At 23.8% G+C, this 13850-nt stretch carries 10 protein-coding genes; 9 read left to right on the top strand and 1 reads right to left on the bottom strand.

Annotated elements, in window-relative coordinates; all coding sequences use genetic code 4:
* The first annotated feature begins 40 nt into the window (after nucleotides 1-40).
* The 6 genes from SLITO_RS05880 (at nucleotide 41) to SLITO_RS06185 (ending at nucleotide 10753) form a co-directional block, all read left to right on the top strand.
* Nucleotides 41-922 (top strand): J domain-containing protein, encoded by an 882-nt coding sequence (locus SLITO_RS05880; protein WP_083433380.1) that lies wholly within the window; start codon nucleotides 41-43, stop codon nucleotides 920-922.
* Between the two features lie 64 nt (nucleotides 923-986).
* Nucleotides 987-1508 carry a ferritin-like domain-containing protein gene (locus SLITO_RS04475; RefSeq protein WP_075058569.1) on the top strand — a complete coding sequence of 174 codons (522 nt, stop codon included), beginning with the start codon at nucleotides 987-989 and terminating at the stop codon, nucleotides 1506-1508.
* Nucleotides 1509-1691: 183 nt separating this feature from the next.
* Nucleotides 1692-3866, top strand: a complete 2175-nt coding sequence (locus SLITO_RS04470) for a hypothetical protein (protein WP_075058568.1) — start codon at nucleotides 1692-1694, stop codon at nucleotides 3864-3866.
* Between the two features lie 9 nt (nucleotides 3867-3875).
* A complete protein-coding gene (locus tag SLITO_RS04465) occupies nucleotides 3876-8453 on the top strand; it encodes an ABC transporter permease (RefSeq protein ID WP_075058567.1) in 4578 nt (1525 codons plus the stop codon).
* A gap of 64 nt (nucleotides 8454-8517) precedes the next feature.
* Complete coding sequence (locus tag SLITO_RS04460) at nucleotides 8518-10536, top strand: hypothetical protein (protein ID WP_075058566.1); 2019 nt, start codon at nucleotides 8518-8520, stop codon at nucleotides 10534-10536.
* 88 nt (nucleotides 10537-10624) lie between these two features.
* Nucleotides 10625-10753 carry a hypothetical protein gene (locus tag SLITO_RS06185; RefSeq protein ID WP_268794769.1) on the top strand — a complete coding sequence of 43 codons (129 nt, stop codon included), beginning with the start codon at nucleotides 10625-10627 and terminating at the stop codon, nucleotides 10751-10753.
* On the opposite strand, the gene SLITO_RS04455 is transcribed toward SLITO_RS06185, so the two are convergent.
* Nucleotides 10754-11068 (bottom strand): hypothetical protein, encoded by a 315-nt coding sequence (locus SLITO_RS04455; RefSeq protein WP_075058565.1) that lies wholly within the window; start codon nucleotides 11066-11068, stop codon nucleotides 10754-10756.
* Nucleotides 11069-11377: 309 nt separating this feature from the next.
* On the opposite strand from SLITO_RS04455, the gene rpsB reads away from it, so the two are divergent.
* The 3 genes from rpsB to SLITO_RS04440 are packed head-to-tail and all read left to right on the top strand — an operon-like array spanning nucleotide 11378 to nucleotide 13843.
* Nucleotides 11378-12238: a 30S ribosomal protein S2 gene (gene rpsB / locus SLITO_RS04450; protein ID WP_075058564.1), complete on the top strand. Its 861-nt coding sequence runs from the start codon at nucleotides 11378-11380 to the stop codon at nucleotides 12236-12238.
* On the top strand, nucleotides 12238-13113 hold the full coding sequence (gene tsf / locus SLITO_RS04445; protein WP_075058563.1) for a translation elongation factor Ts: 876 nt from the start codon (nucleotides 12238-12240) through the stop codon (nucleotides 13111-13113). The genes rpsB and tsf overlap by 1 nt, the downstream gene beginning before the upstream one ends.
* 1 nt (nucleotide 13114) lies before the next feature.
* On the top strand, nucleotides 13115-13843 hold the full coding sequence (locus SLITO_RS04440; protein WP_075058562.1) for a hypothetical protein: 729 nt from the start codon (nucleotides 13115-13117) through the stop codon (nucleotides 13841-13843).
* The last annotated feature ends 7 nt before the right edge of the window (nucleotides 13844-13850 follow it).

Genomic DNA, 13850 nt, shown 5'->3' with positions numbered 1-13850 from the left:
ATACCTTGTATAGGTATTTTTTTTATATAAAGGAGATAACATGTTAAACTATAATATTTATATATATTTATTAGTATTTGTAATTTTTATTATCTTGTTAGGATTGATAATATATTTTAGATTTAATAATAAAAACTTATCTTCAAAATTAAACTCATTCAAAAAAAAATATATAAAAAACAATGCCTTCACAATAAAAATTGAAAATATTGACACAAAAGAACAAATAATAAAGTTTCCATTTATAACAAATTTTAACAAGTCAGTTAAAAAATTAAAAAATCAGAATCTTGTAAGCGATTTGCTTAAAAAACAAGATGTATTTTATAAATTTTGGACAAATTGTGAATATGATTTATTTTCCTTTTTAGAAATCATTTCATTTGATAATAAAATTAAAATTCCTGAAGAAGACTTTTTACTTTTTTATAAAGAGTTCACTAATGAAACATTAAAAATATATAATGAAATATTCATAGATAAAATTGTTTATGCTTTAATAAATAATTATAAAAAGTATTCAGAGAATGATATAAAATTTAATGATATTAATTCATCAACAGATCAATGATTTATTGATTTTTGTGAAGATTTAAAAAAAATTACAAGTCAATTAAAAGAATCATTTAATTACAGTAAATACATTAACTCAAATAATAATCAGCAATCTTGAAATAGCTCTAATTATCAAAAGCGAGATTATAATAACAATTATTTTGCAGATGAACAAAATAAACTTATAGAAGCATATAAGGTTTTGAATTCAAAGCCCTCAGATGATGATCAAACTATTAAAAAAAACTATAGAAAGTTAGCAAAAGAGTATCATCCTGATAGAAATAAAGCTAAAAATGCAAAAGAGAAAATGGCAGAAATTAATAATGCCTATGATACTATAATGTCATTTAGAGAAAAAAAATAAAAAAACTATTGTAAAATAGTTTTTTTTGTATTAATATAATTTATTACCAAGGAGGAAAAAAGGTATGAATAAAGAAATTAAAAAAGATTTAGAAAATTACATAGTGGAACATGCAAAAATGCAGTATTTTTGCTTTGACTTAAGTAATGTTTGCGCAAAGCTAGGTTATAACGGATTTGCACACTTCTTTCAAGTGCAAGCACAAGATGAGTTTTTGCATCAAAGAAGAATTATAAATTATTTATTAGATAGAGATCAAGACTTCGAAATAACCAATTTTACAGCTGATAAAAATAATTGCAAAACAATTATAGAAGTTTTGGAAGTTTATAAAACCCACAGAGAAAAATTTGCTGAAATGACTTCAAATTACTATAAACATGCAAATGAATTTGAAGATTATGTAACTGCAAAATTCTATGATTGATTCTTAATTGATTTTTATGAAGAAATTGCAGAAACAAAAGATATGATTGATGGATTGAAACTTCAAAATAGTGATCACTATAGTGCTGATAAAAAAGCAAGCGAAAGAGTTGAACCTAACACAGGTCCTGTTGTTGACCCATTTGCTCCACATCAATAAAATCAACAAATTATTATAAAACAAAACAACCACTTAAATAAAGTGGTTGTTTTGTTTTGTTAATGATATTAGATTATTATTAAAATATTTTTATAATTTAAAACTATTTTTATATTAAGATTTCATAAAAGTTACTAAACTAATTGTAGTATATTAAAGTTAAGTAAGGTTGGAGGTAAAATTGTGAAAAAATTAATTTTTTTATCAACTTCTATAATGTTGAGTTTCGCAATACTAGTTCTGCCTTTATTTTGAATTATAAATTCCTTTAATAAAAATCAAATCAATAGACAACCAAATACAACTCATAATAATAATAATTTAGATGAAAATAACCAGGGTTTTTATGATTTAAATAAACTTAAAAATAGTTTAAAAAGTGATTTAGGCGATTTTGATATGTTGTCAACTCAAATAATAAGCGAAAAGTTTCTTGAGTTAAATAAAAGCGATAGTAAAATAGCTAACTTGTCAGTGAACGATGTTTATGTAAGTCTTACAAAAATAACTGGTGCAAGAATTAAACTCGAAGGTTTTATTGGGTATATTGATGTTAAATATTTATTGACAGATATATCAAAGATGGTTGATAAAACAGATATTGGTACAATTGATAAATTAGATGATGTAAATGTATTCAAAAAATTTAAAAATATAAATCCGAAATTGAGAAACATTGATATTGAATCATATTTCTCAATTGGATATGGTTCATTAAATGAACTTTCTTTAAATAAAAAAAATATACAATCAAATTTAAGAACTTCATCTTCTGATTTGATGATTCAATATAAATTATCAAATCTAGACGGTCTAATATTAAACAGATACATTGGTGATGTTGCAAAAATTGATAAAGAGCAAATAATTTCAAGAATTGAAGTGTCTAACGAGTCTAATGATAATTATAAATTAATTGAAAAAGAAGTTGAAAAAATAGATGTTTTAAGTAATGAAATAAATTATAATAATGCAAAAGTTCAATTAAATGAAGAAAATTTTAATGATAATACATCAATTGTAAATTTCAGTGTTAATAATTTAAATGGATTAGTAACTGAAACTGATTTAGGTTTAATAAATTCAATAACTGAAGATGAACTTCAAAAACAAATATTAAATAAAAATCCGTTATTACAAAAATACCTAGATAACAACAAAAAAATTCAATTAAACGTTAAAGATCTAAAACTTAGAAATGCAGCTTTTACCTTAAGCTCAGGATTAACACAAGATATTAAAATAACTTATCAATGTGAAAATGTTGATGGAATTATTACAAATTTAAATCTTGATCCGATTGAAAATTGGGACAAAAATGAGCCAATAAAACAATTAATAACTGCAATTAAAAATAAAAACCCAATTCTTAACAATATAAAAGACGATAGTTTATTTGAAATAGATAAAAATAGTATAAAACATGACAATTTTACAATTACAGATAGAGATGTAAACTCAAGATTTGAAGTTAAAATTAATGGGTATAAAGGTTCTGTTAAACCAAATTTCAAAGTTAGACGTAAAGAAGTTAAAGAAGTAATTAAAACTAATAATATAGGAAAATTTTATTGGACTACAAAACAAGAAATTATTGATAGAATTTCAATGTACAATAACAATATTCCTTTTGACTTAGAAAATTTTGAATTAGTTAATTTGACATATGATTCAGTCGATGTCAATTCTAAAACTGACTCTTTAAGATATTTTGGTAATACTAAAATAATTTTTAATACAGACTTTAATAATAATGGTAAAAACATGTCAATATATGGCACAGAAAATACAGATGTCGATGGAATGGTTGCAAGAACAAATTCAATAATTGAAGAAGCGACTTTGTCTCATAATTATACTGATACAAATGGAGCTCAAAGATTTAAATTTGATTACACAATTCCTTTTTCAATCAAGGATGCATACAACTATAATAACGATAGTAAATTAAAACTATACGCTAAAATTACATTGAAAAAATTCAAATCTACTGGATATCAAGGAAAAATTGGTGATTATATGGGGGGATATAACTCAACATTAGTAGAAGTTCCTTTATCTGAAATTAATAACTTAGGTTCAAATCAATCTTATTCAACTGATGTAAATACAAATAATGAGTTCAAAGATATGGAAATTAGTTATCGTTCAAGAAACTTTTGGAGTCAATGTAATAATAGATCTACATTAAAATTGTCTTCAACTATTAAAATGAGCATAACCAAAGGTTCGGTAAATAATGATAATCAAAATATTTCTTTTGCATTTGAAGTTACAAATAGAATGAATGACTATAGTACATGTGATCAATTTGATACATCTTATGAATTTAATATTCAAAAAGTTTCAATAGAGTAGGTGTTTTTTGTGAAAGATAAAAACAAAGTAAAAAAGACGAAGGTTTCTGATAAAGAAAATAAAGTTAGTAGTCTAAACTGATTGATAATTAAATCAGGAATAAAACAGATGTCAAAAAGCTATGCTTCTGTTTTTTTTATATGACTTTTAGTATTTATTGCTTCAGTATTGTGTTTTGTGCTTTCATTGTTTTATCAAAGAGTCGATAGCAATTTTAATAAATTATCAAATGATTCTGTTTTAAGAGATTTTGTAATTGATATTGATCCAAATGACAGAATTTCTTTTAATGAAAAAGAATTGGTCGGTGGAGAAAATATATTAGATTATTCTAATAATGATCTATATCAACAATATTTAGTTAATACATTATCAAGAAAGGGTAAGTTTTATGATGATCAAAATAATGAAATTATAGGAGATAATTATTTTAATTGATCAAGAACTGAAGCTAGAGTTTTTAATAATATAACATTTAATGATAATAAAATTAGCACCAGAGTTATTGCAAAGACCGGAATCATAAACACTGAAACCAATATCAATGGTGATATAAGTGAAAATGAGGTTAAAGATGTAGATAAACTTATAACTTATGATAATGTGAATGATAGTCAAAACCCATTTAGTAAAAATATCGAAGAATCAGTTCATCAAGTTGTATTGCAAGCAAACTTTGCAAATAAAAACGGTATAAAATTAAATGATATTGTTAGATTGACATCAGATAAATATGGTGAAAACTTACTAGTAAAAAATGATGTAAAAGATATTGGTTTTGGTAACGAACCTAATGATATAAATGATGAAAAAAATGGTATTAAAAACTCTAAATATTCTGATCAAAGTTGATTTCAAGTAATTGGATTAGGTACTTCTATTGATTTCTTTTATTCATATAGAAATGCTGAAAACCCAATACCAAATATTAAAACAGAAATGAATGCTTATGTTTCACCTGAAGTTTTTGGTTTGACAAAATCAAGAATATCAAGAAACTTTTCTTTATATAGTTATGATCCATCAAAATCAGTATTAAATTCATCTTCTGCAAGTGAAAGAGAAGTTTATTTTTCTGGAAAATTTAAAAATAATTCTAATTACAGTTCACCATTATTAACTTCTTTAAATAAGGAATTTATACGTTTTGGTAATATAAACCCAAAAAATAAAAAGTTTTTTTATTCTGTAAATGATTCTACTTATAAAAACTTTTCAAGATTAAGTATATACAATAATGTTTTCTTTATCTTTAAATTTGTTTCTTACTTATTTGTTTTCATATTTGTTTTCATAATTATTTTTATTGTTACTCAATTAATAAAAAGAGAATTGAAAGAGTCAGAAAAAAAACTTGGTACTTTTAAAGCTCTTGGATGTAAAAATTCTGAATTATCAAATTTCTTTTGAATTTTACCAACCCTTATTGTTTTTGCGGCAGTTGTTGTAGGTTATGTATTCACTTTCTTTCTTCAAAGTTTTATATTATCTGGTATTACTAATTATTTAAACTTTAGTCTTGGTTGAATATCATCTTTATGAATATATGCGATTGCAATAATATCATTATTTACTTTAACATTTTTTATCATTTGCAAGCTAAATACAATATTTTATATTAGAAAAGACGCTTCTAAATTACTTAATGGAGTTTCTGATACAAAAGTTTCAGTTGTTTTAAATGCATATAAAAAAATATATAGTAAGTCAAGATTTGGTGTTAAATTACATTCAGCCTTATTTGCAAGCTCATTTAAGAAAGTTATGACATCAACATTGATTATATTCATTTCTTCATCTTTGCTTTCTTTTTTAACAATAGTTCCTTTTGTGATCGATGATAATAAAAAAAGTTCTTTTGATGGTATTGGATATAATAACGTTGTAGAATACAATCAACCAATTTCAAATAACCCAATGTCATTTTTAAAAACATATAACTCAAATAAAAAAGATGATTATGAGTTTTCAGATGATAAAGTTATAAATGACTATAGCGAAGGACTAGATGGACAAGCAGATTACTACACTGCTTCCCCAACTTCATTAGCATCTGATGGAACAATGTCTTATGATGTTAATAAAATACTAACTGATTTAATCTCAAATGATATTAGTAAAAATTATTATTCTTATAATATACCTAAAATAACAAACACAAAAAATAATGATGATGAAAAAAAATTAATTAAAGAAATTTCAAAATTAGGTTATTCGAATTGAAAAAACTTTTCAACAAAATATTTAAATATGATTAATAAAATTGACTTTAATAATTTAACAAAAAAAACCACTGAGTATAAAGTTGTTGAAAATATATTAAACCAGTGATCTGATTACAATATTTTACTTTATCAATTAGAAAAACACATATTGAACAATAATAATTTTTCAAGCGGTGGTTTGAGTGATGAACAAACTTCTAAAAATATATTTAAAACTCTTCAAGAGTTCTACATTAAGTATGATAATGGTATTAGATTAAGTAATGATTATTATTTTGACAATGATTTTAATTTAAATGAAAAAAATTTAAAGTTGATTAACTACGATAAATTAATTTTCTCAAGTACAAATGATATTTATAATGAACAGTATGAAACACCTAATCCATTATCAGTTATTAATAAATATGAATTTGCTTCAAGTTTTAGTTCATCTATTGATAACTTTAAAAACTATTTTTCAAAAAATAAATTATCTTATAATGATCAAGACGTAAGGAATATTGATGTAGATAAATTAAATAACCAAGATTTAAAAATATTAAACTCAAATATAATTATTTGATATTGAATAAACTTTTCAAATAAACTTGGGGAAAGTATAATACAATCATTTTATTCTCATGAGTCAGTTGATGCACAAACAAATATTAAAAACGCATTTTTAGAAAATAAAGATTATAATTTTTCATATAATATAGTGCCATATGATAAAACAAATGAAGAATTAGGAACACTGCTAAATGCAACATATAAAACAAATAACAAAATCAATGATCTAAAAATATATGGAATAAACCCAACAACTTCATTTATTGATTTATACGATTCTTATGGCTATGACTTAAAAGAAAATTTATTTAAAAAAGTGTCTTCATCATATGAAAATAAAATACCAATAGTTGTTAACAATTCACTGGCTACTAAATTTGGGATTAACGTAGGTAGTACTTTAAATGAAATAAAAATTGCAAAAAAAGAATTAGTTTTAACAAATAATTCATCAACAAGCGAACAAAATTCATCTACTACAATCAACATAGATAATGTAAAAATGGGTTTAAACAAAAATCATAAAAGCCAAGATATATCTTTTAATTCTGAGTATAAAAAGAACTATTATTCATATGATAATTATAATAATGGATGATCAACAGAAAAAGATAAAATTGAAGTAGCACATTTTTGTGTTGACAAAAACCAAGAACAATCTTCTTGTGAAAAAAAATATGATATTGCAGTTAATAATTTAGAAAATATTAATAATGCTTCTCAAATACAAAATGCTGCTTGAAATTCAGAGATTCTAGCTCAAACAAATGAAATATCTTCAAATTTCGTAATTGTTGGTATTCAAAAAAGTTATGGAGAACCAAAAGCATGAATTTCAAACGAGAATGCAAATCATTTATTAGGTTATGATAAAATACAAAAATATTTCTTTAACAATTTTTTTGTGAATGATTGATATGGTAGAACCTATTTAAAAGAATTAAACAATAAAGAACTACTTGGAAAATTTAGTAAAGAGCAATGAGAGGATTTTGTTGACTATCTTGATCAAATAATGGTTGGTTGACATAACAATAAATTTAATAGTGAAAATGCAAATAATCCCTATGATGATTTTAATGATATGTTCTTGAAATTAGGTAATGATTATGAAGATACTAAAGGTTATAAACATTTTTCATCACTGTTAAATGAAATATTTAAAAATCAATATCCTATATTTAGTTACAAATATATAAAAGATTCTAATAGTTTTAACACTAATAAATATAATTCTTCTAAAACACAAGATTTTGGTGACTTTAGCACAATTGGATTGTATGGTCAGCAGCAAAAAGACGAAGAATCAGGTTCAAACATATATAAAGATGGGTTTGCAAAAAGCAATACAAATTTAGTTCAAGATTTGCAAGTTCAAAAAGATTTTTTAAATAAAATTAGTCAGTTATTGAACTTATTGCTATATGTTGTCTTGAGTATTGTATTTATAATGACATTTATTATTATTTTTATAAGTTCAATATACACGATTAATGAAAACTCTTCATTTATTGCAACAATGAAAACTCTTGGGTATACAAATTATTACATTATAAATCAAGTGTTTATGATTTACTTTATACCAGTTTTGATAAGTATTGGAATAGCATTTGGTACTTGTTTTGGAATGTTGCATTACTTATTTAATCTATTATCGATAAACTCATCATTCGTAGTTCCATTTTTCTTTAATTACCAGCCGTTATTAATTGTATTCTTAACAATTATATTAATCTATCTTCTATCAATGTTTATTGCTTATAAATCATTATCAAAAATAAGTCCTTCAAAAATATTAGGAGATCAATAACTTAAAAATATTTTTATAAACTTATATACTATAATTCAATTAACAAGCAAAGGAGTAGTTTTAAATGAAAAAAATCATTGCATTATTTTCAACATTATCATTAGTGGTCACACCAATTGGTACTATAGTATCATGTACTAATAGCAAACCAGATTATGATAGCTTGTTTGATAATCCTAATGGTAATAATGGAGGAGAGTACCTACCACAAAGTATAAAAGAGGTCATAAATAACTTTAATAATTTAACATCAAAGACTTACATAACCGAATTAGATATTGTTAGTCAAAACTCTGAACTAATTAAAAAGGATTTAATAAGTAAAGTAAGTGGCGAAATAACTTTGGACACTGAAATATTTAAAATCAAAGCATCAGATAATAATAACTTTACAATGCCATCGCTTGATAATTATAATCAAGGTGCAATGACTAATGAAAAAGTTGAACAGTTAGTAGGTAAGTTTGATATATCTTTATTTTATTATGACCAAGTAGTTTCTACTCAGAGCTTTGTTTATACTTCAAGTATATTAGAAGTTTATAGAAATATAATAAATCTATTAAATCAAGACAGTTTAGCAAATTCAAATTTCGGACAAGTTCAACAACTAGACATTGAATTATTTAATGTTCCAGTTGTTGGAAAAATATCATTCGGAGTTTTATTTAATTTAGTTAAAACCTTGAATAGTTTTGCAACAGCATTACCAGGGTTAAAAGATCTAATAAATCAAATAAACCAAATTGGTAATTTAGATCTTAAAAGTCTAGAAGAATATAATGAAGAAACTTATAAAAATTTTGACTCTAGTTTTGTAGAGTATTTTGAAAAATTAATGGATTCTATATCAAAATTGTTAAAAACATTTGGGATTGATGATACTTTTAAATTACCTCTAGGAGATAAAGAGGTTACTATAAAAATATCAGAACTTTTAAATACAAATGTTTTAGAATTATTAGGACTTGATTTAAGTGGACTTAATTCAGATATGATTAATATAGAAATTGGCGATGAAAGTGGTAAAGATTGTATAACAATAATGGATATTTTAAGAAATATTGAACCATTTGTTGTTGAGATTGTTAAAATGATTTTTGATACAAAAACTCCAAGTTACTTTACTGAAAGTCATAACTTGTTATATAGTTTATTAAAATATTTAACAAAAGATATGGATGAAAATGACAGTATTACTAAAATTTTCAGACAAAATTTTGATAGAAATCAGGCAAGTTTAAGTTATTCAAGTGCAACAACAAATATTGATATACTCTGTTATAATGCACTTGTAGGTTATGATAAAAATAGAAAAGATAAGAATTTTTATATTAAAATGACTGCTGTATTAAATATTGATGATATTGAAATGAGTTCAGCTTTAAAATGAATAATAAAAGGTTTGGTTGGTGATAAATTAACTTTATTAAATAATAAGAATTTAAGTGAAGTTCTAAATTTAATACAAATTACCCCATCAAATATCATTCAGTCAATTATAAGAAATTTTTACTCAAAACAAAAAGATGGGTACTTCAAATTAGATGACCTAATAATATCTAATGATATGGATTTAAAATTTTTTGAAGATATTGATGCGAAGGGATTAATTGATGGAGTCAAAGAACTTGAAGGTAAAGAATTTGTAAAAGATTTTGCAATAGCTTTAGGTGGAACTTTAAAAGAAAAAGCCTTACCAATAGTAAATGAAAAAATTAATGCGATAATCCCTAAAGTATCAATTAAACCTATAATTGATTTATTAGAGCAAAAAATAATCTATTCATTAGGTAAAAATAAAGAATTACTTGATAATGCAGACATTAAAATTATGGATGCTAAATATACTTATGCATTTAGGAGAAATGAAAATACAAATAATGAACTTCAAGAATGAGAACAGCCCACAGGTTTAGCTCTCTCTAAATTAATTGAATATAGAAGTTGTAAATTAGTTTTTAGAAATGTTCAATATAAAATAGTTAGCAAGTCAAATAAAGATCTTTGAACTTTATCTAGAAATGACATTGCATTTGATGTTGTGTTTTCAGACTATGATATACCTAAAAATAGTAAATAATTAAATTTATATAAAATTAATCAAGCACTCTTGTTTTTACCATATAAATCTATATAATTTAGGTTTAAAATTATTTAGGAGATTATTTATGGAATATAAGTTAAAATGCAAAAACTGTAAAAAAGATATTTGTTACAATCCAAATAATGTATGAATGCATAAATATGTAGAAAAACATTTTTGTAGTTATAAATGTTATAGTGAGTACAGTGATTAACTAAATAACGATTTTAAATTCATTATAAAAAAAACTTGATAACAATATATCTTCTTGAAAAAATTCATATTTTGTATAATTAATATTTTGTAAAATTATTGTAGTGTTTTTTTCAAATGCTTTTTGAAATGCTCAACCAAGTTTAGAACCTTTATGACTATAGTTTAAAGGTTCTATTTTATTAAAGATTTCTCCTTTTGTATAATCGAAGTATTTAAAATAAAACTTTTCACCATAATATATTTCTATAAAACCATAATATGAATTGATATTATCTTCTTTTTCTTGTTTAAAATTATATTCAATTTTTTTCATTTGGTTAATAACTCCTTATAAGTGTAATTATACATTATAAGGTACTTTTTTATTATTATATTTATTTCAAATACATCAAAATATAATTAAATATTTATTCTAAAAAATACATCATTAAACTTAAAAACTTTAACCTTTAAATAAATATATATAATGATATACTATATATGTTGTATATATTTTTATAAAAAAGGGTATGCAATCACATTTGGGAATTTATTATCCTAGTGCCTAATTTGAATATAGGTGGATAATTTTAGAACCTTTTGGAAGAATAACGAATAAAAAATAAGAAAAGGAAATTTAAAAATGATAAAAGATTTAACAAGAGAACAATTATGAGATTCAGGAGCTCAATATGGTCATCAAACAAAAAGATGAAACCCAAAAATGAAGCCTTATATCTATAATTCAAAAAACAAAAATCATATAATTGATTTACAACAAACTATTTGAAGACTTGAAGACGTAAAAAAATTAGTAACTCAAATCGCAATTAAAAAAGAAAAAATAATATTTGTTGGTACTAAAAGAACTGCAAAACAAGCAATTAAAGAATCAGCAGTAAGAAGTGGAAATTTCTACATTAATTCAAGATGATTAGGTGGAACACTTACAAATATGAAAACAATATCTTTGAGAATTAAGGCTTTATGAGATATTGAAAATGAAGAAAAAACAGGAAAAATTAACTTAAGACCTAAAAAAGAACAAATTCTAATTAAAAAAGAAAAAGCAAAATTAGAAAGATTATTAGGTGGTATAAAACAAATGCATAAATTACCATCTGCAATGTTTGTAGTTGACCCAAAAACTGATGAAATAGCAGTTAAAGAAGCAAGAAAACTAAGAATACCAGTTATTGCTATTTGTGACACAAACGTTGATCCAGATATGGTTGATTATGTTATACCTGCAAATGATGATTTACAAGAATCTGTAAATTTAATAACTAATTTTATAGCTGAGGTATACGCAGATGCTGCTGGTATTAAAATGCAACCAACAACTCTTAAATTTGTAGCACAAAAAAAAGAAGAGAATAAACCAAGAGAATATAATAACTACAATAGACAAAATAACTATGAAAATAAATCAAGAGTAAGTGCAGAACCTTCAACAAATGAAAATGATAAAGTTATTAAAGAATCAAATAAGGAGGAAAAATAATGGCAGTCACAACAGATTTAATTAAAAAGTTAAGAGAAATGACTTCAGCTGGAATGATGGATTGTAAAAAAGCTCTTGAAGCTACAAATGGAGACATTGATGAAGCTGTAGTTTGACTTAGAGAAAATGGTCTTGCAAAAGCAGCTAAAAAAGCAGATAGAGTTGCTGCAGAGGGTGTTGCATTAGCAGTTGCAAATTCAAATAGAGCTATTGTAATTGAAGTTAATTCAGAAACAGACTTTGTTTCTAAAAATGAAAAATTTACAAAATTAATAGATGAAATTGCAAATGTAATATTAAATTCTAAAGTTTCTACTTTAGAAGAAGCATTGGATTTGAAATTATCTAATGGTTCAAAAATTAGTGAAGCATGTATTGAAGCAACAGCTACAATCGGAGAAAAAATTTCTTTAAGAAGAGTAGCATGTGTTGAAGGTAACAATTTAGCAGTTTATAATCACTCTAATAAAAGAATTTCAGTTTTAATTAATTTTGATGGTGAGATCTCAAAAGATGATGCTTACAATATTTGTATGCACGTGGCTGCAATGTCACCTAAATATGTATCAACATCAGAAGTTCCTCAAGAATTTAAAGATTCAGAAATGCATATAATTAAAGAAACAACAGATGTAACAGGAAAACCAGCAAATGTTGCAGAAAATATTTTAAAAGGAAAATTAAATAAAAAAATTGCAGAAGTGACATTATTAGAACAATCATATGTTATCGATGAAAAACAAACTGTTGGAAACTTCTTAAAATCAAAAAAATCTTCAATTAAAGATATGTTTAGATTCGAAGTTGGTGAAGGAATAGAAAAAGTAGTATCAGATTTTGCAGCAGAAGTTGCTGCACAATTGAAAGGAAACTAATATGTTAAATTTACTTGTAGATTTTAAAAATAATAGTCAATTTTATATAATTAATTCAATTGCTATTCTTGTATTATGATTACCAGCATTATTTATGTACTATAGTTTATTTAATTACTTAAAAGTTAAAGATAAACCAAAATATTTAAATAAATTAGCTATATCATTAATTACTTTAGACATTATTTTATCAACAATCTTTTCTTCTATTTCTCTAGTTTTTGTTAATTTAGATATTGTAAGTATTTCTACAGATAGTGTTATCGCATTAACTACATTGGTGTTGGGTTATTTATTTATTGCAATATATTACTTTGTAATATTTATATGAAGTCACTATTTATGAATGATATTCGATGAAACAAAAATCAATACTTTATCAGATAAAGTTAGTTATGACAAAATAACAAAAGTTGTAAATGATGTTGATTCAAATAACGTTTACCTAAACTTCTTAGAAGGAGTTAGAAAAAATAGAAAATTAAAAATGAATAAAAACTCAGCAACAGCGAAATTCTTTTTAGAGTCATGTGGAATTGTTAAAATTAATGTTGAAGAAATTTCACAACAAAAATTCTATTCAACTCAAGAAGCTAATAGCAAAGAAGCTGTTTATGAAAAATTAAACAAAAATACTAAAAAAACAGATCCAATAAAACCTGAAAATACTAAAAGTGTTGAAAAAACTGAAAAAGATAAAAAAGAAACAAAAACAGAAAAAAACGACTAAAATCTAA

The sequence above is a fragment of the Spiroplasma litorale genome (assembly GCF_001267155.1).
In the GTDB taxonomy this organism is placed as follows: Bacteria; Bacillota_I; Bacilli_A; order Mycoplasmatales; family Mycoplasmataceae; genus Spiroplasma_A; species Spiroplasma_A litorale.
The sequence above is the reverse complement of the archived record's forward strand: the minus strand, read 5'-3'. Positions and strand labels throughout refer to the sequence as shown.